We start from the raw sequence: 21679 nt of genomic DNA, 5'->3' as shown, positions 1-21679 counted from the left end.
AGACGGCTGTTTAACTCTCCTTGGGTCGCTCGGAGCTGGGACGCCGCGGCCGGAGGCGGCTGAAAGCCAGCGTTCCGATTCCAACTCCAGCCGCTTCCGCGGCTCCTCGCGCGGTTGACGGCGGCGCGGGGGCTGCAATGGATGGAATAACTCTATATACTTATATCGTGTTGAATAATTATAATATTATTTATATATAATTAGAGACAATATTTTTATAATAGCCACATTGGGATCTTGCATGGTATCGCGGAGAGATGCGTTAAAGATAGGGGCCTCGTTTGTGGTAGGCCTCGGCCTCGGCGCCGGCTTGGCCTCTATAATATCGGGGAGACCCAGCGCGGCTAGCCAGAGCGGGACGACCATCTCCCTATCGCCGCCGACATCCTCCTCAGCGACGCAGACGGGCCAGGGAAAGGAGGTCTTCAAGCTGGGCGTTGTGACGTTCCAGACCGGGCCCGCCTCGATATTCGGCGTGCCTGCGCTGAACGCCGCGCAGTTGCTGGTAGACGAGATAAACAAGGCGGGAGGCATCTTGGGCGCCCAGATACAGCTGGTCGTGAGGGACGAGAGCGGGGGGCCCGACAAGATGGTCGCCGTGTATAAAGAGCTCGTGCAACAGGTGGGCGTCGACGCGTATATAGGGCTTATATCGAGCGCCGACTGTCTCGCCGTGGCGCCCGTGGCTGAGGACATCGGGACGACCCTGACGGTTTTCTTCGACTGCGCCACGAAGCAGCTGGTGGATCAGGGCATGATGAAGAGGGTGGCCTTCAGGACCGGCGGCACCACTGTCACGGACGGCGTCTCGCTGGCTAAATACGTCCTGGAGGTCATGCCAGACGTGAAGACCGTGGCAGGTCTCAATCAAGACTACGCCTACGGCCACGACGAGTGGGACGACTTCAAGAACGCCCTGCTAGCGATGAAGCCCGACGTGCAGATAGTCGGGGAGCTCTTCACGCCGCTCTTCACGTCGGACTACTCCGCCCAGATATCCAAGATCTTGGACCTCGCGCCCGATCTGTTGCATACATCGTTCTGGGGCCCCGACTTGGTCAACTTCATCAAGCAGGCGTCCGCCAGAGGCCTCTTCCAGAAGGTCAAGGTCGCGTTCGCCAGGGGCGAGTTCGGCCTCTCCCAAGGCATGCCGGACGGCCAGATCGTGGAGGGCCCTGACTACCACGCCTTCCCGGACCCCAGGGCCTACTACGTCAACAGGGACTTCGTGAACGCGTACCAGTCTAGGTTCGGGTCCGCGCCGTCCTACCCGGCCTACCACATGGCCAACGCCGTGTTGGGCGTCAAATACGCCATAGAGACCGCGGCCGCCGTGGAGAACGTGGCCTGGCCGGATCTCTCGGCCGTGATACACGCCTTCGAGAGGCTCGCCTATCCGGCGCCCGGCCAGTACATAATCATGGCGCCTAACCACAACGCCATGGAGGGGGCAGTCGTGGGCGTGTCCAAGGGCGGCGATCTTGAAAAGTTCAAGTTCATGTATCCGGCGGAGGTCAACCCGCCCGTCGGAGTTCCCAGCACGCAGTGGATCAAATCTCTGTGACATGGCGGGGTTCGCCATATCTTTCCTCATATCTTTCTACGTCTTCTTCCTGAACATCTTGATGACATCTCTAGGCATGGCCTTCACCTACGGCGTGACCAGGATATTAAACCTAGCTCAGGGCACCTTCTTCGTGCTCGGGGGCTATCTCGCGTCCGTCTTCGCGTGGCAGATAGGCCTGGCCTTCGGCATAGCCGCGGCGGCCGCCGCCTCGCTGGCCTTCGGCCCCCTCTTCTATCTCTACGTCAAGGCCCTCGGGAGGACGGAACTCGAGCAGCTGTTCGCGACCTACGCCCTCCTGTTGATAGGGGAGGGCCTCTTCAAGCTCGTATTCGGCAACGGCGACTATACGACCGCGAGCCTCGCGGACGGCTTGGGCTCGGTCGAGGTCCTGGGGCAACAAGTGCCGTATTCCTATCTCTGGGGCGGGGCCGTCGCGGCCGCGCTTCTGGCCCTTATGTATCTGCTCCTGGCGAGGACTAGGGCTGGCTTATACATGAGGGCCGTGAGGGACGACGCAGAAATGGCGTCGGCCCTCGGGATAAACGTCAGGGAGGTGGGCCTCTCAGCGTCGGCCCTAGGCATCTTAATAACGGCGGCCTCCGGCGCCGCGTCGTCCATGTGGCAAGCCTTCACCTTGGGGCTCTCGGGCCAGATCCTCGTCTACGCGTTCGCCTCGCTGGTCGTGGGGGGAATCGGCGATCTGCTCGGAGTCGTCGCGGCGTCGGCCGTCATATCCGCCGTGAGGACGGCGGCAGTCTTCCTGTACCCCCAGCTGGAGCTTGTGGCCATATACCTCGTGGTCATAGCGGTGCTCTTGACGAGGCCCTCGGGCCTCTTCGCCAGACATGCGAGGCTGGCTTAGCCCCATCGCCATAATTACGGCGGCTACGGCGGCCTACTTCGGAGGGCCCTTTCTGAGGTTCGCCGCCGTGTATATCTTGGGCTGGAGCCTCGCCGTGTTCGGCGCGTGGCTTCTGCTGAGGTACGGACTTGTGAACTTCGGCATAGGGGCCAGCTACGCCCTCGGCGCCTACGCGGCCGGCCTTATGTACAGGTACCTCCACACGGCGGACCTCGCGGTGCACCTCCTCGCGGCCGTCGGCGCCGCGGGCGCCTGGGGGGCCCTCAACGGGGCGGTGGGGATCAAGACGAGAGGTATTTACTACTCTCTGTTGAGCCTCTCGCTCTCGATGGTGCTCTACGGAGTGCTCGTGAAGTTCTACACGGTGACGGGCGGGAGCGACGGGCTGTACATGCCCGACCCGCGGCTCCTCGGCGTCCGTATTGGGACGGCCGGCCTCTTGGCCTTAGCCGCCCTGCTGGCCGCGGCGTGGGCCGCCTTGGGCGAGGTCTTCGGGAGGTCCTACGCGGGGCACGTGGCGGCGGGCATCAAAATAAACGAGCTCAGAACGTCGGCGCTTGGGGCCGACGTGGGGAGGCACATCCTCATCTCCTCGGTCCTGGCGTCGATAGCGGCAGGCCTCGGGGGCCTGATCGTGGGGTACTCCACAAGCCACGTGTCGCCCGACTTCGCCTATTGGGTCACCTCGGGCAAGATGGTGGTAGGCGGACTGATTGCGTCTTTTCTGCCCTGGACGTGGGGCTTCGTCGCCTCGGCCGCCCTGTATCAAGCGGTGGAGCTCTACTCCCTGCAGTTCGCCTATCCGGAGCTCGTAGTCGGAGGCCTCCTTCTGGCGATACTGGCGGCATGGCGTCTATACTATCGGCGGTGAGCCTCCGCAAGAGCTTCGGAGGCGTCAAGGCCGTCGACGGGGTCTCCATGGACGTGGAGGAGGGCGAGAGGCTGGCCGTGGTGGGGCCCAACGGATCGGGGAAGACCACGTTGATAAACCTCCTCTCGGGCCTTCTCAAGCCGGACTCGGGCGATATATACTTCAAGGGCATCCGCGTGACGAACAAGCCGCTCCACGCCAGGGTTAAGCTAGGCATCGCGAGGTCGTTCCAGTTGCCTTCGCTATATCAAGGCCTCACGGTGCGCCAGAACGCGGCCATAGCGGTTTCGGCCCTGAGGGGCTTCAGCCTAAGGCCCGTGGACGAGGAGGACGTGAGGGACGCCCTAGAGCGGTTCGGCCTCTGGGAGAAGAGGGACTTGCCCGTCGGCTCGTTGTCCGAGGGCGAGAAGAAGATACTCGATATAGCTCTGGCGGTGGTCGCCAGGCCGAAGGTGCTCCTGTTGGACGAGCCCACCAGCTCTGTTGCCGAGGAGAACAAGTTCGAGCTCATGGAGTTCGTAGTGGGGCGGCTCAAGGGAGTGTCGCTGGTCATCGTAGAACACGATCTGGACATCGTCGAGGCGTTCGCCGACAGAGTCGCCGTCATGCATTCGGGCAGAATAACCGCCGTGGTTCCCCCAGGCGAGGTGAGGAGGATGGCGGTATGATCAAGACGGAAAGGCTCTCGGTGTCTCTGGCCGGGTCGCAGGTGGTGAGGGACGTGACCCTAGAGGTTCCGGCGAAATCTGCAGCGGCTCTCGTGGGGCCCAACGGTGCGGGCAAGACGACGACTCTGAGGGCCATCATGGGCCTCCTGAGGCACGGCGGAAGGGTCCAGGTAGGCGGCGTGGACGCTACGGCCATGGGCCCACGGGAGCGGGCCATGCTGGGGCTCGGCTACAGCCCCGAGGACAGAAGGCTCTTCCCCAGCCTGACCGTAGCCGAGAATTTAGAGCTCGCGGTGTCGGCGCTCGGGCTCCCCAGGGACAGGTTGGAGCTGGTCTACGGCCTGATGCCGATCCTCAAGGAGCTGGCGAGGCGCAGGGCGGGCGAGCTGTCGGGCGGACAGCAGAAGCTGGTGGCGCTGGCCAGGGCCATGGCCGTGGGCACGAAGGCGGCTCTGTTGGATGAGGTGTTCGAGGGACTTTCGCCGAAGATGAGGGACGACGTATCTCTAATAGTGCGAGAGTTTATCGAGACCGCGGGGGCGGCCGTACTGATGGCCGAGTCGAACCCTGACTACGTCAAGTTCGCCCACGTCATCTATAAGATACAGAGAGGCGTAGCGTCGCCGTTAAAGTAGGCCGGGCGCCCTGCGGGACGCCCGTCTTTAGGCTTCTCGCGGCCATATACTCGCTAGGGCTGAGGCCTTACGGCCGCGGCGGACTCCACGAGCTTGGAGACGGCCCTCGCGATAGCCTCTAGGGGAGGCGCGAGGCGCGGCTCGGCCTGGGCCAGCACCACGGCGCCGGGCAGAGTCCTAAGTCCGCCTCTGTAGACGGCCACGCCGCCCCACTCCACCACCACGCTGCCTATAGCCATGGTCCTCCCCTTATTGTCGGCGGCCACCACCGCGCCCTCGAAGGGGTAGAGGAGGTAGGTGGCGGTTATGCTTGAGCCCATGTAGGGTATATAGACCTTGGGGACCGCTCTCCTGAACGCGAAGGGCCCCACCGAGTCCACGACCTTGGCCCATCTGGCCCCCAGAGCCTCGACCGCCTTCACGTGGCCCTCGAGCCACTTGGCTATGTTCGACCTATCCGGCGGCTCGTAGCTCGTCCCCAGAGCCTCGGCCACCTTCCTCAGGAACTCGTCGTAGGCCTCGACGTACGGCGCCGCGTAGGCCCGCGCCTCCTCGAGGCCGACGGGGACCTCGTCGTATCCGCCCGGCCCCCTGCCCACCGCTGTGGCTCCCTCCGGCCTGATTATTAAAGTGGCGTCCTCCAAATCGCGGAATCTCCCCACGGGCACCGAGAAGTCCATGTACGATCTTGCGCCTATAAATATAGAACATCCTCCGCCCAAGCTTATAAAAAGGCTGGCGGTCTAGACCTATGCCTCCGGTGTTGGTCGTGGAGGGGCTCAGGCTCTATTACGGCATGGGCAAGGACGTGGTCAAGGCAGTCGACGGGGTCTCCCTCGAGCTGGATAGGGGGGAGGTCTTGGCCGTCGTGGGGGAGTCGGGCAGCGGCAAGTCCTCCCTGGGCTACGCCATTATGCGCCTACTGCCCGAAAACGCCGTCCTCTACGACGGGAGGATATTGCTACATGACGGCGGCGCCGAGTTCGACATCGTCTCCATGGACGAGGAGGCGTTGAGGCGCGACGTGAGGTGGAAGCGCATATCCATGGTTTTCCAAGCCTCGATGAACGCCATCGACCCCGTCTCGACCATAGGGGACTTCATATACAGGATAGTCAGAGAACATAGGCCGGATCTCGACAAGAGGAGGGGGCTTGCGGCGGCCGCCGAGGCGATAAAGTCCGTGGGTCTCCCCGTCTCGGTCCTGGACATGTATCCCTTCGAGCTTTCCGGCGGGATGAAGCAGAGGGTCATGATCGCGCTGGCATTGATACTGCGGCCTTTAGTAGTAATTCTCGACGAGCCTACGTCGGCCCTGGACGTGATAACCCAAGCCAACGTGATCTCCCTGTTGAAGAGCCTGAGGGGGGATGTCTCCATGATATTGATCACCCACGACCTAGCTCTGGCCTCCGAGATAGCGGATAGGATCGCCGTCATGTACGCAGGCAAGATCGTGGAGATAGGGCCTTCCGACGCGGTCTTGACCTCGCCGAGACATCCGTACACAGGCGCCCTGCTCGAATCGACCCCCACGTTGAGACAAGATAGAGCCCTCAGCTCTATACCCGGGAGGGTGCCCAGCCTGATAAGGCCGCCTCCCGGCTGCCGCTTCCACCCCAGATGTGGACACGCCATGGATATATGCAGGAGGGAGGAGCCGCCGATGGTCGATGTGGGGCCGGGCCATAGAGCGGCTTGTTGGCTCTTGAGGACATGAGCCCGTTGAGGTATATCTTGCTGAGGCTGGCCTTAGCCCTGCCGACCATGTTGATTCTGCTGACCGTCGTGTTCTTGATATTGAGGGTCATACCGGGCAACCCGATAGAGGCGATGGTGGGCCAGAAGGCGCCGCCCGAATATATCCAGCAGCTGATGGAGCAGACCGGCCTCAACAAGCCTCTATACGTGCAGTATCTGGACTATATAAGGGGAGTCTTCACGGGAGATCTCGGCAGGAGCTTCATAGACAACAGGCCTGTGATAGCAGACATAATGGATAGGTTCCCCGCCACAGTCGAGCTGGCCGTGTTTTCCTTTCTGGTCAGCATAGCGATCGGCCACGCGCTGGCGTTCCTAGCCGCCTATTTCAGACGCAATGTGGACGAGGCGGTGCGCCTATACGCCATAATAGCGTATATATTGTTCATCCCATTCTTCGGGCTGGCCCTTCAGCTGATCTTCGGCGTATATCTGAGGTGGCTCCCCATAGGCGGCAGAATTACGCCGGGCCTAGAGCCGCCTCACATCACCGGCCTCTACGTCGTCGACGCCGCCATCTCGGGCGACTGGCCCGCGCTGGTCAGCGCATTGAAGCATCTAGCGCTCCCCTCGATAACGCTGGGGATAGTTATATCCGGGGTCTTCACGAGGTTCATAAGGAACAACATGGTCAAGACGTTGGAGGAGGACTTCATAACGACGTACAGGGCGGCCGGGTTGCCCCGCTGGCGCGTGCTCATGAGGGCGTACAGAGCGGCGTTGGTCCCGACGATAACCATGATGGGCCTCCAGCTGGCGTTGCTCCTACAGGGCGCCGTGTTGACGGAGACCACCTTCTCGTGGCCAGGCCTCGGCACTCTATTGCTGGAAAGGATCCAGTATCTGGACTACCCGACCGTGCAGGGCGTGGTGATATTCTACGTCCTTATAGTGGTCTTCATCAACATAGCGGTGGATCTAGTGAACCTGGCGGTGGATCCCAGATTGCGGAGGGGGGTATGGCAGTGAAGCTGTACGTAGGAGCCGCCGTGGTGGCCGCCATCTTGATATTCATAGCGATACCGCCGCTCCTGATAGGAACCAGCCCCACCCTGTCGACAGACAGGCCGTTGCTGCCGCCCAGCCCCGCACACCCGCTGGGGACCGACTACCTCGGCAGAGACGTGCTCGCGAGGCTGATGTACGGAGGGAGAGTTCCGTTGGGGGTGGCCCTCCTGGCCACCTTGATCTCGTCCATCGCGGGGGTCCTACTGGGGATGTTCTCCGGCTATACGGGGAGGTGGCTGGACAGACTTCTGACGATGACCATGGACAGCCTATACGCCTTTCCGGGCCTCCTCATGGCCATGGCCATCGCCGCCGTGCTCGGCCCTAGCCCGCTGAACGCAGCCCTGGCCATAGGCTTCGTCTACATCCCCACGTACTACAGACTCGCCCGCAACGAGACGCAGGTAATCAAGACGTTCCAGTACATAGAGGCCGCGCGGGCCTTGGGCGCCTCGACGACGCATATAGTGGTGAGGCATGTGTTGCCTGTATTGACGTTGACCATAGTCGTGATAGCCACCATAAACCTAGCCGACGCAATCCTCACCGAGGCGGCTCTGGCCTTCTTCGGCTACACCGTCGTGCCGCCGACCCCGGACTGGGGGGCCGACCTATCGGCCGCGAAGTCGTATATATTGAACGGGGCCTGGTGGCTCTTGACGCCCGGCTTGATGATAGTGCTAGCAGCCCTGGGCTTCTCCCTGCTGGGGGAAGGCCTTGCGGATAGGTTCGGGCTGAGGAAAAAACTTTGATTTTAGGAGGCGGAGATCAGCCAGTACCTCAATATCATCGTGGGGTCCACCGTCACCTTGATGCCGGGCTTGGCCACTATGAACAGCTTGCCTTGGAACAACGGCACTATGGGGGCGTCCTGCGCCACGATGTTCTGGGCCTCGGCGTATATCTGCGCCCTCGCGGTCTGGTTCACGAGCACGGACGCCTCGTCGAGCAACTTGTCTAGAGTCGGGTTGGAGTAGCCGTTGCCCAGCCACGAGTTGGCGCCCGTCCTGAAGAAAGGCACCATGTAGTCGTCGGGGTCCAGGTAGTCCGGATACCAGCCGAGCAGATAGACCTCCATGGCGCCCTTCCTGGCGTAGTCGGTGTAGGTGCTCCACTCGGCGGATCTTATATTGACCGCCATCATGCCCGTGGCCTCCAGCTGTTGCTTCAACAAGGCGGCCACGTCCTGCTCGGTGCTGCCGTAATGGGACGGGGTGTACCAGAGATCTATGACGAGCTTGTTGGAGGGAGAGTAGCCGGCCTTCTGCAGCAGCTGTTGGGCCAAGGTGGTGTTGCAGTCGCCGTACATCTGCTTGAAGACGGGGACGGCGCCCCACATGCCGGCCGGTATCATGGTATAGAGCGGCGACATGGTGCCGTTGAACACCACGTTGATTATCTGGGATCTGCACACCGCCGCGGCCAGCGCCTGTCTGACCAAGGTGCTGTTTATCATCTTGGTGTTTATCACCATGTAGCGGATGAACATGCTCGGGACCTCTATCACTTGGAACTTGCCGCTCGACTTCAGGGCCTGGAGGTCGGGCGGGCTGAGGGTGCGCCAAGCTATGTCGATCTCGCCGCTCTGGAGCGCAAGCCTCAGCGCCGAGGAGTCGCTGTAGAATCTAATGACCACGGTCTTGTAGTAGGGCTGGGGGCCGTACCAGTAGGGATTGGCCGTCAGCACTATGGTCTGGTCCCTCACGAACTTGGAGATGCAGTAGGGCCCGGCGCCGCCCGCCGTCTGATCTGCGTCGACTTGGCTGGGGTTGTATCTAGGACTGACGGGGAAATACGGCGGAGTCGCGAGAAGCGCCAGGAAGTACGCCACCGGCCTCTTCAGGACGAACTCGACCGTGTAGTTGTCGAGCGCTGTAACGTTCATCACGAAGTACGTGACAAGCCAGGCGGGATCGCCGTTTATCTTCATGACTCTCTGTATGGACCATACAACGTTCTGGGCCGTCACGGGGGTGCCGTCGCAGAACTTGGCGTCGTGCCTCAGGTGGAATATCCACACGGTGCCGTTGTCCCTCACCTCCCAGCTTGTGGCTAGGGCAGGGACCAGCTCGGTGGTGCCTGGCTTATACATGACGAGGCCCGACATGGTGTTGTAGAAGATCTCCCACGTGAAGAAGTCGTAGGCCATCGCGGGATCCAGCTCGGTGACCTTGTCGGTAACCCCTATGGTCAACGTGGGGCCTCCCGCCGTCGATGTGGCCGAGGCGGCGGGCGACGTGGAGGAGGAAGTCGCCGTGGAGGCCGTGGGCGGGGAAGTAGTAGTCGCGGCGCCTCCCCCTCCGGAATAGGCTAGATAGGCGATGGCCGCGATCAGCACGACCACGACGACCACGACCGCTATTATTGTTGAGGTCTTCATGAAATACGCGATACGTACGTCTTTTAAGTTTTATGAAAAACTAGGATAAGGAATTTATCTCGTTCAGGACAGCCAGGTATTTATCGCGGGCCGCGTCGCGCCATATGGCGATCATCTGGTCCCTGAACGCCGCGTCCTTAGCTATACGGCTGTTTATGCTCTGGGCGTATTCTTGCGTAAAGACGTAGGTGGTGCCGTTCACCTTGAACTGGAGCGGGGCCCCCAACTCGGCCGCCAGCCTCTGCGCCGTGGTTGCATTTATCTTTCCGCTGTAGTAGGCCTGCAGAAGGGCCTTCCACGCGTTCTGCAGATCGCCCTGCTCCTGGACTATGGTCGCCACGAAGTAATATATTATGGCCTGTTCGTAGCTCATGGCCAGGGAGTCGTTGAAGGCCATGGCGTGGAGTCCCTGTAGCTGCTGGTAGACCGCCTTCAAGTCGGGCCTGCCTTGACCCTCGGGGGTGTTGAACGCGTTGGGGTTCGAGGGCAGTCTGTTTATGCTTTTGTCGAAGACCATGCGCTGGCCGTCCGTGATGACCCAAGCCACGAAGGCCTCGGCGGCTTGTCTGCACTTAGTGGCGTTAACCACGGCTATGGGGTCTCCGTTGACCGTCGTGTTGGGCGGGATTATGTACCTGGTGTGGGGGTTCTGTAGCTGGGCTATGTAGCCGTAGAAGTCTATGGTCCAACCAGCGCCGGAGTCGCCGCGTATTATGGCGTCCCTGGCGTCCTCGCTGGAGCTCCAGACCTTGCCGTTGGCGGCGGTCAACGTGATGATGCGCCACCCTCTATCCCAGCCGTATGCCTGTAGTATTATCTCGGCCATCCTGGTGGAGCTGGTGGACCTAGATATATCGCCTATGGAGGTGGCCGGATAGCCCTGCAGGAGGGCCTTCCCGAACGTGAAGGATGCCAGGTCGGACCAATCGCGGGGGATGGGCAAGCCGGTCTTGTTGAGGAAGTCCAAATTGACGGTTATCCCGAAGCTGGATATGGCCCAGGCAACCCAGTACACGCTCCCGTCCGGCCCCTTGAGCTTCAGCGGCATGCCCGCCACGGTGTCCGGCACTTGGGACAACGCGGCCTTCACCTCGCTGCCCTGTAGGGGCAGTAGGAATCCGTCTTGGTACAACACGTTGAAGAGCGTGGGGCCGCCTCCCCAGGCCACGTCCACCCCGCCCTGTTTGATCAAGGCCTCCCACTGGGAGGCAGGCGGGTTCTTGAAGACGAGGTCCTTTATGCCGTACCTCTTGGCCACATCGCTACTGAGGAATAGGGTCCTCGTCACGTTGAGGATGGCGGTGGGGTGGCGCGTCAAGATGACCAGCTGGGGGCATTGCTGGACTGTCGTGGACGTCGGCTGGGCGGTCGCCGTGGCGGTCGTCGGGGGCGGCTGGGACGTGGGCTGGCTCGGCTGCGGCCGTCCGGCCGTCTGGCTGTAATAGACAGCTATGGCCGCTATTATGATAATTACTATGGCTATCGTGATATAGAGGGTTTTCGACATAATTAAATGAAATACCCGAGTTTTTAAATATTGTGCTTAAGCAGTGTCTGAGGCTAGACTATAAAGCCGTATCTCGTCTTGAGCACTCTAGTGACGAGGAGGATAGCAGCTATCTGTATGAGCGCCAGTATGAGGCCGAGCGCGGCGGCGTAGAATAGGCCGTTCACGCTTCCCTGTATGTCGACGCTCATCACGGCGGTTATGGGCATCGCGTGGTCGTATCCTAGACCCTTCAGGGACCCCAGCGTGACGCCTAGAGAGACCTCGCTGGTCATATACACAAAGGCGATTAGGGCGCCGCTTATTACGTTATTCCTAATCAAGGGGAGGACTACGCTCGCAAGAGTTCTGCCGTAGCTTGCGCCTAGGTTTAGAGAAACCTCCTCGGTAGATATATGCAGTTGCTGCAAGCCGGCGTACATGCTCCTCACGGCGAAGGGGAGCTTCCTGACGGAGTACCCAATCACTATGGCTGTCGCGGGGTTGTCGAGCGGGTTTATTATATGTGCTATATCCGGACAGCAGCCCGCCAGCCAGCCGGAGAGCGGAAGCAAAGCCAAGAAGTAGGAGTACGCGACCACGAGACCCGGTATGGCTATCGGCGCTGTGGCCAAGGCGTCCAAGACGCCGGCTGCCCTGCCGCGGAATCTGGCGGCCGCCACCGATATCAGTATTCCCATCACGACGACGGCCGCAGTGGCCGTCAAGGAGTACACTACGGTGTTCTCTATGCCTCTAACGTAGTACGGGTTTGTCAACACGGTCTCTAGCCTGTCGAGGCCGAGCGACGGCGAGAGGCCCGAGGGCAACGGGGAGCTGGCCCACCTATCTGCGAAGACCAGCACGAGCGCTCCCGCCAGAGGTGCGGCGGCCGCGATCACCACCAGGAAGGATAGAGCTATCAAGGCGTATCCGCCCGGGCCTGGCCTATAGGATCTAGGTCTCAGTTGCCTTACGAGCATGGCGTATTGGCTCAATCCCACGTAGCGCCTGACCGCGAGGAAAGCCGCGAGGGACACCGCGAGCAGTATCAAGGCGAGCAACGCCGTCGCCGGGCTTATCTGGCCGCTTATAGAGCTAATGAAATACTGATATATTTGGTATGACATCAGTTTGCGGGCTTCTGGATAGTCCTGAAATATTATAGGTGCGGCTATATCGTCTATAGACATAATGAATACTAGGGTGAACGCGGCGGCTATGCCGGGCGTAGCGAGGCGCAGGACTATATCTCTGGCGGCCCTCGACCCGCTGGCGCCGAGGTTGTTCGCCACCTCCTCCAAGGTGGGGTCCACCCTCGATACGGCCGTGTATATGTTTAGATATGCTATGGGCAGATACAGGAACATCTGGGCGAGGGCCACCGCGGCGAGGCCTCTTATCTCGACTCTCAGAGGGATGCCGAGAGACGAGATCGCCCAGTTTAAGGTGCCCCAGAGCGGGTTGAGGAATATGCGTATCACGTAGGCGGTGACGAACGGCACAACTATCAACGGGGCGGCCGCGACGATCCCCAGCGCCGTCCTCCCCCTGAACTCGTACTTGGCCAGGGCGAACGCTATGGCGAGCCCCAGCAACGTGTCGGCCAGAGCCACCGTGAGCCCCACCCACAAGCTGTTCGCTATGACGCCCATATCGGGGCCGTTTAGCACCAGGCGGTAGACGGAGCCGGCCCTCTCTATCTGGAAGGCGTTCTGGAACGCGGCTGGAGATACGTCGAAGTAATAGGGGCTTGCCAGCAGAGGCGCGACAGCCGCCAGCTGGGTGTAGATATAGTAGAAGATGTAGGCGATGGGCGATACCAGAAAGGCCAGGAGGAAGGCCAAGCCCGCGGCCAGCGCCGCGGAGACGAACCTCTGCCTCATGGTCTATACGCGAGGGCCCCCTTTATGGCCACCCTCACGAGCTCGCCCGGCCTCGGCGCTGAGTCGGACTCCGCCGGCAACCTCACCCCTCCGCAGTCGAGGTCCACGTGGTACGTGCCGCCCAGGAACCTAGCGTCGACGACCCTGCAAGCTATCCCTCCGTCCTGCACCATGTGTATAGAGCCTTGCCTGACCACAACCACGGCGCGCTCGCCCACGGCCAGATCTTGAACCGCCTCGGCGTTGATGGGGAACCCCACGTCGACGGTCACCATCGCCCCGCTGCGGTCGACCACAACGCCGTGCACCGCCCTGGCCCTCCCTATGAAGGATGCGACGAACACGTCGGCAGGTCTTCTGTAGATCTCCTCGGGCGATCCGACTTGCCTCACGGAGCCTGCGTTCATCACGGCGACTCTGTCCGCCACGGCGAACGCCTCCTCCTGGTCGTGAGTCACGTATATGGTCGTTATCGAGAGCTCCTTCGCGATCCTCCTGACCTCCCCCCGCAACTCCAGCCTGAGCTTCGCGTCTAGGTTGGCCAGAGGCTCGTCGAGGAGAAGCAGCGAGGGCTCCACCACGAGGGCTCTGGCGAGCGCCACGCGCTGTTGCTGACCTCCAGAAAGCTCGTAGGGCCTCCTCCTCTCCAGTCCGGACAAGCCGACCAGTTCGAGCATCCGCCTTACGCGGGCCCCTATCTCGGCCCTAGGCAGTTTTCTGAGCTTGAGGCCGTAGGCCACGTTGTCGAAGACCGTCATATGGGGCCAGAGGGCCCAGGTCTGGGGCACGACGGCCGTGTTCCTCTTCTGCGTCGGCAGATCCGTCACGTCCCTTCCGTCGAAGTATATTCTGCCGCTGCTCGGCTCCTCCAAGCCGGCGATTAGGCGGAGGAGCGTCGTCTTTCCGCATCCCGAGGGCCCCAGCACGGCGAATATCTCGCCGTCCCTCACCTCCAGATCCACGTCTCTGACGGCGTATATATCGCCATACCTTTTGGTCAGTTTCTCTGTCCTGACTGAAACCACGGCTATCATGTGTGGTTAAAAACTTATGGGCCTCTCCCATATGCATTAAACTTATATATACATGAGTAAAGCACGGCGTGTACGCCCTCGTGAGATTGCGCGGCGAGATGGAGGGAGTTGGGTTTAGGGCGGCGGTGTCCGGCGACGTGGCTCAGGCGTTGGGCCTCAAGGTGGGCGACGCCGTGAGGATCGAGAGCCCGGATGGCGCCAGCGGCGCCAGGATAGTCGAGGTGGATAGATCCATGAGGTCCGGCGTGTCGGTGACGGCCGACGTCTACCCCGCCCTCGGGGGGAGGGCCAGAGCAGTGCTGCTGAGGAGGATCGACAGGGCGTACGAGGCCCGCAGGGTGAGGCTCGCCGTATCGTCGGAGGCGCCCATCTCGGCCGAGGAGTTGAGGGCGGCGGTCTCGGCCGTAGCCGCGGCCAGAGTCCCCGTCTTCACCAGCTTCGCCGGGTTCATCTACACGGGGGGCGGGTGGATCAAGATGGTCGTTAAGGCGGTGGAGCCCAGGGAGCCGGCCTATATATACCACTCCACGGCCATCTCGGTGGGCTGATCCCCAACGGGGTCGAGTCGGACCCGCCCCCGCGTCTCCGACCCGGCGAATAGGCGTCGATGGCGGCGGTTGCCGGGGCTTGACAGAACCGCGGCGAGGAGCTCCGCGGATGTCCGGCGCCGGCCTCCGGCGGGCTTGCTACCAAGCCCTTAGGTCCACCCGTATCACCAGGAGAGGTTCCGACGTCTTGCCGAGTCCCCTCACTCTCTTGAGGATCCTCTCGGCCAACGCGCCCTCTCTGTATTTCTCGAGGGCCTTCTCGGGCCCGTAGAGATCCAGTAGGTAGTTCGCCTCCTCCCTGATTATGTAGTCCGCTATCTGGTCCAGCCCGGCCAGCTCGCCGGCTCTGATCAGGCTGGAGACCGTGAAGAGCTGGAGGTCGAGGCGGTCCACCTTGGAGAGGAACTCGTCCAGGTTCTTGTGGGGCTTGAAGGGCTCGCCCTCGGCGGTGGCCCTCTTGAACTCCTCGTCGCTGAAGACCAAGCGGACTCTCTGGCGCCACTTGGCCGACCACATCACCACCCACTCGGAGGCCAGCTCGGCAATTTTGGGCCAACGGTCGGTTATATAGACGCAGAGCCTCAGGCGCGCCTTGTCCTCCCTGAACCTCTGCGCCGTATAGATGCCCGACTTGTAGGCGAGGTAGTGGAGGAAGTCCCTGAGGGCTATGTCCACAACGGCATCCAGCTCCCGCCTGGGCATATCCCAGTAGTACTCCGAGAGGGCGCCCTCCAGAAGCTCCCTCGCGTTCTCCACAGCCACGTCGAAGTTGCAGTAGGGCTCCACGCCACTGATATGCGATGTATATTTAAAAGCTATCTTCCCGCGCTACAACCACTTCAAGGTCTCTTCAGTAATTTTTTCATATACTCTACTCAATGAGAGGTATATATAATACTTATTCAAGAAATACCTATATATTTTGGTCAAGATGCTCCGGTCGATGGAGAAATCTATGCCGTAGTCTATGGAGAGCAGCACGAGGCCTTCGGCGGGCGCGCTGGGGACGGGGCCGCCGCCAGCCCCCTCGAGCAGACGGCGCACGTCGTCCATGTTCAAGACGCCGCGGCCTACGGCCAGCAGGGCCCAGGCTATCTTCCGCAGCATCTTGTTCCTGAAGCCCCTCCCCCTGAACGTGATCTCTATGTACGTCCCCCTGTCCTCCACGTCCACGGAGTATATGGTCGTCACGGCGTCGCGAACCCCCTTGGCGAAATTCCGGTAGTTGCGGGTGCCCACGAAGAGGGCGGCCGCCTCCCTCACGAGCCCGACGTCCTCCCCCCTATAGGGAGCGAAGTAGACGTAGGTCCTGGCGCGCGCCCTCCTGGGGTTGAAGTCCTCGGGCACCTCGGCCCGTCCCCAGACCCACACCCCCCTCGGCAGCTCGGCGTTTATCTGGCCCAGAGGCTTCGAGCATCTAGCCGCCACGACGTTGCCGAGGGCTGACACGCCGGGGTCCGTGCGAGAGCCTCTGCCGGCCAGAGGGCCCAGGGCCTTGGCCAGAGCCGGCTCCACGGACCGCTCGTGGCCGGTGAAGCCGTGGAACAGGGCCCCGTCGTAGGCGACGAGATACGCGATCATCGACGGCCGTAGCTCCCCGCTTAAATTCTTTCACGCGCTGCCGGCCGAGGCCGCCGGCCATCCGGCCGTCGATCGAGGTCGCGGCTCGGCCCCACGCCCGATCGTCCTCGATAGGGCGCCGCCCATCGATCGAGCCGCTCGACGCAAACTGCTTTAAAGGGCCTCTGGGCAAGGCTCTGTGGTGGTCGTGAGGGCTAGGTACGTCCTTTGGGGGGTCGATCTGGACGTGGTGGAGGACGGCGTGGTGGAGCTGAACGACGAGGGGAAGATCGTGGGCATCGGGAGGTACTCGGGCCAGGTCTCGCTCAATCTAGGCAACGCGGTCTTGATGCCCCAGCTGGTCGACGCGCATGTCCATCCTCTCGACGTCGCCATGGCGGACCGCGACGACTACTACATAGACGACCTGGTCGGCTGGCCCCATGGCGTGAAGTACCACCTCCTGAGGAGGCTGGTCGCGAGGGGGAGGCACATAAGGCCGCTGGAGGCCTTCGCGAGGAGGGCGAGGAGGTACGGCGTCGGTTGCGTCGTGGCCTACGCCGAATACGCCGCGGGGGACGTGGAGGCGGCCTTCAGGAGGTACGGCGTGGACGCCTTGGTGTTCCAGGAGGCCCACGGCGACATGCCGGACCACCCCTACGTGCAGGTGGCCTCGCCTCTGGACCACCCGCCGGAGTACCTCAGAGAGCTGAGGAGGAGACACCGGCTGGTCTCGACCCACGTCTCGGAGACCGAGGACTGCCACGAGGCGGGCGACCTGGACCTGGCGCTGAGGGTGCTGGACGCCGACGTGCTGGTGCATCTGGTGTACGCCACGGCCGACGAGGTGGAGAGGATACCTAGGGAGAAGGCCGTGGTGATAAACCCGAGGGCCAACGCGTACTTCGTGGGGAGGCTCCCCGACGTCCCGTCGTTGATGCCGCTGAAGCCCCTGCTGGGCACCGACAACGCCTTCGTCAACGAGCCCGACGTGTGGGCCGAGGTCAAGTTCCTCCACGCCTACGGGAGGACCAGGGGGTGGGATCTGGACGAGAGGGACCTCCTCAGGATGGCGACCACGTGGCCCTGGGAGAAGCTGAGGTGCGGGGCGCCTCTAGATGTCGGCGCGAGGGCCAAGGCGCTTGCGGTCGCGCTCCCGTACCCAACACACAACGTGTACAAATTCCTCGCGAGGAGGGCCGGAGGGCAGGACGTCCTCGCCTTCATGGAGGGCGACGAGGTGGTGTTCCCGCACGAGGTGTAGCCCCCGGCGCGCCGCCGCGAACCAATTTATATATGGGGGACGGCGTTGTCGTGGATATAGCCGTATATGTGAGGAGGGGCGCCAAGGCGGGGGCCGTGCTGGAGGCCGCGCGGGGCCTCGGCATCCCCCACGTCCTGGATCTGAGCAGGCTCCGGCTGGACAAATCGCCGTATCTCCACGCGGCGGAGCTGGACCTAGAGCTGGCGGAGCCGCCCTCCGCCCTGGTCCTGCCGCTTCCCGACGACATCTACAGGCCCGTGTTGGTAGCGGACCTGCTGAACGTGAGGAGGATAGTGCTGCCCCCGCCGCCCACGGTCGAGGACCTGGCCCGCCTCCACGAGGAGGCCGCCACGTACGGCGTCGAGGTGGTCTGGCTGTACGGAAGGCCCCCTCTGGCTAGGCCCGGCGACGTGGAGGCGGTCGCGGAGGCGGTCGGCCCGAGGGCCGCGAGGATCGTCTACGACGTGGTCTCGGCCGCGTCCAGCAAGGAGATAGTCAAGACCTTGGTGGCTCTGCAGGGGTACATAGCCCTGATGTATCTCTCCAACAGGAAGGGGCGGCGCGGCCCGAGGCTCCCGCCCTTCGACGTAGACGGCGTCATAAACTACTCCGAGGTGGTCCAGGCGGCCCTCCTACTCCAGTGGGAGGGCCAGTACGTGGTGAGGATGGCGCCCCAGTTCGCCGACAAGCTACCCCTGCAGGTCGCCGTGCTGAACGAGATGGCGGAGACCTTCCGAAACGCCGGGAGGGCCTCAAGAAAGGTCCAGAGGATGGTCGCCGCCGTGTTCGACGAGATATTCGCCGGCAGCGGCCTCGACTGACCCCCTCCCCGTCCCGAAGGGCTCTCCAAGGCGCCCCGTCGGGCCTTCGCCCTGCCTTCAACGGCTCGGGCCGGGTCATGGAGCCGCCCGACCGACGCCGCGGGCCCTACGCCCCGTCGGGGGCCAACCGCGTGTATGCTCGATTTAAAGATCCCTCCCCGCCCCGGATGCGGGGCTTTCGGCCGCAACAACGCCGCTATAAGACCAGCGGTATCTTGGCCTCCCTCGCCCTCTCGAGGAACTCCTCGACGCCTAGCCCGGCCAGCCTCGCCGCGGTTCTGAAGTCGCCGGTCTCTACGTAGTACCTCAACGCAGCCCTTAGGCGAGGCGGCTGCATATCTATATAGGCCCAGTCCGCCTCCCTCCTTCTGATCTCCCGGGCCTCCTCGAGGAGCTCCATCCAGAACTCCCTATCCACATCACTCGAGCCCCAGCCTCCTTAAATCCCTTTTGGCAAATCTATGTCCAGTCTCGACCTGGTACCTAGCCACCTCCTCCCTCAGTCCTATATGGCCCGCCTGCGCGAGGGCGTGAAGCACGTCGAGCGCCCTCATGACTTTAACCGGGCTGAGCTCGTTGAGGAAGCTGGGCGCCATGACGGCTCCCCCGTTCTCCGTCAAGACGACGTATCCGAACTTCAGCCCGGCGGCGAGGCAGACGGCCTCCGGCAGATCGACGCCTCTGGCGGGCAGAGCTCGAGACAGCGAAACGATCCTTCTGGCTAGATCGACCACGTCCTCCGTCTCGGTGAAAAGCGCCATCCTCCGCGAGGCTAGGCCGTCGACTATCCAGGCGAGCGTCCCCTCGCTGTAGATCTCCGCCAGGACAGACTCGGGGAGGTGCACGACGTCGAAAAGCCTCCACAGAAGATCCCGCCTGCTGTATCTGGCCCAGTCTATCAGGAAGGAGGTGTCGGCTATCGCCTCGGTCACACCATCGGCACCTTAGCCTTTCTCCGGAGCTCGTCGAACTCGCCCACCTTCATCCCGGCTATCCTGGAGGCGACATAGATATCGCCGACCTCCACGAAGTACGTCAAGGCGAGCCTCAACTTAGGCGGCAGGCTATTTATGAAGTGCCAATCGGCCCCCCTCCTTCTGATCTCCCGGGCCTCCTCGAGGAGCTGGATCCACTCCTCCACATGCCTAACTGGGCGCAAATATAAAATCTGCCGTCCTGTGTGCCCGAAATTATATCTGTTTCGAGGTCCGTCCTTAAAAAGAGCCGCCGAGATCTGTACATGCCGTGTAAGAGCAAGAAGAAGGAGGGACAGAAGCCGTAGCCTCCGCCCGCCTATTTTTGAGCCCCCAAGGCCGATTTCAGCTTTTCGACTACCTCCCTCGCGGTCTCCTCCCTGATCTCATCCCTCCCGTGCCACAGCAGCTTGTCGCCCCACCTAGGTATCACGTGGACGTGGTAGTGGAATATGACTTGGCCGGCCTCCCTCCCTGCGTTCGTCACTATGTTGACGCCCTTGGCGCCCAGCCCCTTCCAGATCCTCGCGAATCGGGCGGCCACCGAGAACGACTTGACGACTAGATCGTCGGGGGTATCTATCACGCTCTCGTGGTGGGCCTTGGTCACCACGAGGAGGTGTCCGTAGGACGCCGGATATCTGTCGAGCACCACCACCACGTCGTCGTCTTCATACACACGCCACGCGGGAGCCTCGCCCTTGACTATCTTGCAGAATATGCAGTCCATAGACCACGGAACGACGGCCTAGATAAGCTTTTCAGCCCCGCGCATCTGCCAGAAACGTCTGCATGCGCCGCGTAATACCGATAAATAACATGAGTTTAGTGGCCGCCTCAGCTAATTTTAAGGCGCATGGATAGTTGTGGAGCCCGCCGAGTGTTGGATCTGCCGCTGGTATTTCCTCCACGTCAAGTGGAGAGGCGATTCCGTCGTGCTGGGCAGATACATCGGCTGGATAAGGGAGGAGCCCTACCACCCATGTGCGAGCGATCCCTTCAACGGCCTCAAGTCTGTGGATGGCTTCCTAGCGGCGGGCCTCTACTACGGCGTAGACGCCTGGGGGAAATTCCGCAATACGCTCACAGAGTGGATACTCAATCTGAAGAGGGATCCACAGTACGCAGAGCCGCTGGGATGTCTCTTGGCAGAGGCCATCAAGAGGGAGTGGGATGGCGACCTCCGCCGGGCTGGCGAGGTTCTGCTCGTGCCGGTGCCCAAGCATCCAGAGGAGAAGGCCGGCCACAACCAAGCCTTGGAGCTTGCCGAAGCCGTACGCGCAAGGCTCAGAGGGCTGTACGACGTAAAGCTGGAAGAGGCGGTGGAGAAGACGGCGCCAGTCAAGGCTGGAGCCATACGCGCGGGGCGCGACCTCGAAAGCAGATCGGCCGAATATATGAAATTCCTTAGGGCGAGGGTCCGGCTCCCTCCAGACTCGCTGGTGGTGATAATAGACGACGTCAGGACCACAGGCACGACCATCGAGGCGCTGGCCAGAACCCTCAGAGGCGCCGGCGCCAAGAGGATCTACGCGGCCGTCGTGGCCAGAGACGCTCTGAGGAGGGCCTTCACGTGCGCTGTGCCCAAGATCTGGGAGGATCACGGCAATTACGACGACGCGCATCCGCGAGAAGCCGCGCGGCTGGCCGCGCTCTGGGAGCGGCAGATCCTAACGAGGCGGGGGGCCACCACCCTAGGGATAGCCCGGTCGGTCAGAGAAGGCAGAAAGCTGGTCGAAATACTCGCTGAGGAGCTGAATGCAGTAAACGAGGTACGTCCGTATGCCAAGGCCGAGAGGCTGGGCATAGTTCCCGTGCCCATGGACGCCCCGGAGTATCCGCCCAACCTATTGAGCTACGGATACGGCGAGGTCTACCCGCCCCTAGTCCTCTTCCGCGCAGGCAAGCCGTTGGACAAAGTGTTGAGGAGCCCCATCGCGGTGGTCGGCACGAGGGATCCCACTGACCAAGGGAGGGAGGCCACACGGAGTATCGCAGCCTTGCTCGCCGGGCGCGGACATACGGTGGTGACGGGGCTTGCGGCCGGCGTGGACAGAGAGGCCGCGGAGGCTGCCGCTAGGGCTGGCGGAGCCGTGGTGGGAGTGCTGCCGCATCTACTCGACGGACCGAGCGCGCTCAGCCGCGACGCCCATCTGCTCTTCGATCTGGCGGAGGAGGCCGCCGTGGTGGCCGAGCACCTCCTGAGGGATCCCGCCGCGACGAGGCGACGCCTCGCCGCCAGGAACCGCATAATCGCCGGCATGTCCCACGCCGTGATAATCCCGGAGACCAGATACCGCCAGACGCGCTGGGGCACGAAGTACCAAGTCCAGTTCGGCATAAAGGCGCAACGC

General features: G+C 62.2%; 23 protein-coding genes. 12 read left to right on the top strand and 11 right to left on the bottom strand.

What is annotated here, in order from left to right; translation table 11 throughout:
- Positions 1-241 precede the first annotated feature (241 nt).
- From B7L68_RS02700 to B7L68_RS02680, 5 genes are read left to right on the top strand one after another with little or no spacing between them, the layout of a single operon-like run.
- Complete coding sequence (locus B7L68_RS02700; protein WP_081246153.1) at positions 242-1564, top strand: ABC transporter substrate-binding protein; 1323 nt, start codon at positions 242-244, stop codon at positions 1562-1564.
- 1 nt (position 1565) lies between these two features.
- Positions 1566-2429: a branched-chain amino acid ABC transporter permease gene (locus tag B7L68_RS02695; protein ID WP_081246152.1), complete on the top strand. Its 864-nt coding sequence runs from the start codon at positions 1566-1568 to the stop codon at positions 2427-2429.
- Positions 2413-3300, top strand: a complete 888-nt coding sequence (locus B7L68_RS02690) for a hypothetical protein (protein WP_081246151.1) — start codon at positions 2413-2415, stop codon at positions 3298-3300. The genes B7L68_RS02695 and B7L68_RS02690 overlap by 17 nt, the downstream gene beginning before the upstream one ends.
- Positions 3276-3968, top strand: a complete 693-nt coding sequence (locus B7L68_RS02685; protein WP_081246150.1) for an ABC transporter ATP-binding protein — start codon at positions 3276-3278, stop codon at positions 3966-3968. The genes B7L68_RS02690 and B7L68_RS02685 overlap by 25 nt, the downstream gene beginning before the upstream one ends.
- On the top strand, positions 3965-4603 hold the full coding sequence (locus B7L68_RS02680) for an ABC transporter ATP-binding protein (RefSeq protein WP_081246149.1): 639 nt from the start codon (positions 3965-3967) through the stop codon (positions 4601-4603). Before B7L68_RS02685 ends, B7L68_RS02680 begins: the two co-directional genes overlap by 4 nt.
- 53 nt (positions 4604-4656) lie before the next feature.
- Here the strand turns inward: B7L68_RS02680 and B7L68_RS02675 are convergent, their stop codons facing one another.
- The gene (locus B7L68_RS02675) at positions 4657-5283 is read right to left on the bottom strand and encodes a hypothetical protein (protein ID WP_081246148.1); all 627 of its coding nucleotides are present in this window, start codon (positions 5281-5283) and stop codon (positions 4657-4659) included.
- A gap of 71 nt (positions 5284-5354) precedes the next feature.
- On the opposite strand from B7L68_RS02675, the gene B7L68_RS02670 reads away from it, so the two are divergent.
- The 3 genes from B7L68_RS02670 to B7L68_RS02660 are packed head-to-tail and all read left to right on the top strand — an operon-like array spanning position 5355 to position 8124.
- The gene (locus B7L68_RS02670) at positions 5355-6323 is read left to right on the top strand and encodes an ABC transporter ATP-binding protein (protein WP_081246147.1); all 969 of its coding nucleotides are present in this window, start codon (positions 5355-5357) and stop codon (positions 6321-6323) included.
- Positions 6320-7333 (top strand): ABC transporter permease, encoded by a 1014-nt coding sequence (locus tag B7L68_RS02665; RefSeq protein ID WP_081246146.1) that lies wholly within the window; start codon positions 6320-6322, stop codon positions 7331-7333. The genes B7L68_RS02670 and B7L68_RS02665 overlap by 4 nt, the downstream gene beginning before the upstream one ends.
- The gene (locus B7L68_RS02660; RefSeq protein WP_193432460.1) at positions 7324-8124 is read left to right on the top strand and encodes an ABC transporter permease; all 801 of its coding nucleotides are present in this window, start codon (positions 7324-7326) and stop codon (positions 8122-8124) included. Before B7L68_RS02665 ends, B7L68_RS02660 begins: the two co-directional genes overlap by 10 nt.
- A gap of 2 nt (positions 8125-8126) precedes the next feature.
- Here the strand turns inward: B7L68_RS02660 and B7L68_RS02655 are convergent, their stop codons facing one another.
- Genes B7L68_RS02655 through B7L68_RS02640 form a run of 4 tightly spaced genes read right to left on the bottom strand, consistent with a single transcriptional unit; the run spans position 8127 to position 14149 of the window.
- Positions 8127-9752, bottom strand: coding sequence for an ABC transporter substrate-binding protein (locus B7L68_RS02655; RefSeq protein WP_081246145.1), 1626 nt, complete (start codon positions 9750-9752; stop codon positions 8127-8129).
- A gap of 40 nt (positions 9753-9792) precedes the next feature.
- On the bottom strand, positions 9793-11259 hold the full coding sequence (locus B7L68_RS02650; RefSeq protein WP_081246144.1) for an ABC transporter substrate-binding protein: 1467 nt from the start codon (positions 11257-11259) through the stop codon (positions 9793-9795).
- 53 nt (positions 11260-11312) lie between these two features.
- Entirely contained in the window at positions 11313-13124 is a 1812-nt protein-coding gene (locus B7L68_RS02645) for an iron ABC transporter permease (RefSeq protein WP_081246143.1), read from the bottom strand.
- Positions 13121-14149, bottom strand: a complete 1029-nt coding sequence (locus tag B7L68_RS02640) for an ABC transporter ATP-binding protein (RefSeq protein WP_101958003.1) — start codon at positions 14147-14149, stop codon at positions 13121-13123. Before B7L68_RS02640 ends, B7L68_RS02645 begins: the two co-directional genes overlap by 4 nt.
- A gap of 77 nt (positions 14150-14226) precedes the next feature.
- Here B7L68_RS02640 and B7L68_RS02635 point away from each other — a divergent pair, with 77 nt between their 5' ends.
- Complete coding sequence (locus B7L68_RS02635; RefSeq protein ID WP_081246141.1) at positions 14227-14706, top strand: molybdopterin-binding protein; 480 nt, start codon at positions 14227-14229, stop codon at positions 14704-14706.
- Between the two features lie 138 nt (positions 14707-14844).
- Here B7L68_RS02635 and B7L68_RS02630 read toward each other — a convergent pair whose 3' ends face one another.
- Together B7L68_RS02630 and B7L68_RS02625 are read right to left on the bottom strand one after the other, a co-directional pair.
- Positions 14845-15492, bottom strand: a complete 648-nt coding sequence (locus B7L68_RS02630) for a hypothetical protein (protein ID WP_081246140.1) — start codon at positions 15490-15492, stop codon at positions 14845-14847.
- Between the two features lie 42 nt (positions 15493-15534).
- Positions 15535-16287: a tRNA pseudouridine(38-40) synthase TruA gene (locus B7L68_RS02625; protein ID WP_081246139.1), complete on the bottom strand. Its 753-nt coding sequence runs from the start codon at positions 16285-16287 to the stop codon at positions 15535-15537.
- A gap of 178 nt (positions 16288-16465) precedes the next feature.
- On the opposite strand from B7L68_RS02625, the gene B7L68_RS02620 reads away from it, so the two are divergent.
- Positions 16466-17530 (top strand): chlorohydrolase, encoded by a 1065-nt coding sequence (locus B7L68_RS02620; protein ID WP_369907389.1) that lies wholly within the window; start codon positions 16466-16468, stop codon positions 17528-17530.
- A 50-nt stretch (positions 17531-17580) separates the two neighbouring features.
- Positions 17581-18351, top strand: a complete 771-nt coding sequence (locus B7L68_RS02615) for a hypothetical protein (RefSeq protein WP_101958002.1) — start codon at positions 17581-17583, stop codon at positions 18349-18351.
- Between the two features lie 196 nt (positions 18352-18547).
- Here B7L68_RS02615 and B7L68_RS02610 read toward each other — a convergent pair whose 3' ends face one another.
- The 4 genes from B7L68_RS02610 to B7L68_RS02595 all read right to left on the bottom strand — a co-directional run bounded on the left by B7L68_RS02610 (position 18548) and on the right by B7L68_RS02595 (position 20055).
- The gene (locus B7L68_RS02610; protein ID WP_081246181.1) at positions 18548-18751 is read right to left on the bottom strand and encodes a hypothetical protein; all 204 of its coding nucleotides are present in this window, start codon (positions 18749-18751) and stop codon (positions 18548-18550) included.
- A gap of 19 nt (positions 18752-18770) precedes the next feature.
- Positions 18771-19283 (bottom strand): DNA-binding protein, encoded by a 513-nt coding sequence (locus B7L68_RS02605; protein ID WP_081246137.1) that lies wholly within the window; start codon positions 19281-19283, stop codon positions 18771-18773.
- Positions 19280-19492, bottom strand: a complete 213-nt coding sequence (locus B7L68_RS02600) for a hypothetical protein (protein WP_081246136.1) — start codon at positions 19490-19492, stop codon at positions 19280-19282. Before B7L68_RS02600 ends, B7L68_RS02605 begins: the two co-directional genes overlap by 4 nt.
- Positions 19493-19644: 152 nt before the next feature.
- Positions 19645-20055, bottom strand: coding sequence for an HIT family protein (locus B7L68_RS02595; protein ID WP_081246135.1), 411 nt, complete (start codon positions 20053-20055; stop codon positions 19645-19647).
- Between the two features lie 136 nt (positions 20056-20191).
- Between B7L68_RS02595 and B7L68_RS02590 the strand changes: the two genes are divergently transcribed.
- Positions 20192-21679 (top strand): DNA-processing protein DprA (locus B7L68_RS02590; protein ID WP_193432459.1); only part of this gene is annotated, 1488 nt, incomplete at its 3' end.

Source organism: Thermoproteus sp. CP80, from assembly GCF_002077075.2.
Classification (GTDB): Archaea; Thermoproteota; Thermoprotei; order Thermoproteales; family Thermoproteaceae; genus Thermoproteus.
The sequence above is the reverse complement of the archived record's forward strand: the minus strand, read 5'-3'. Positions and strand labels throughout refer to the sequence as shown.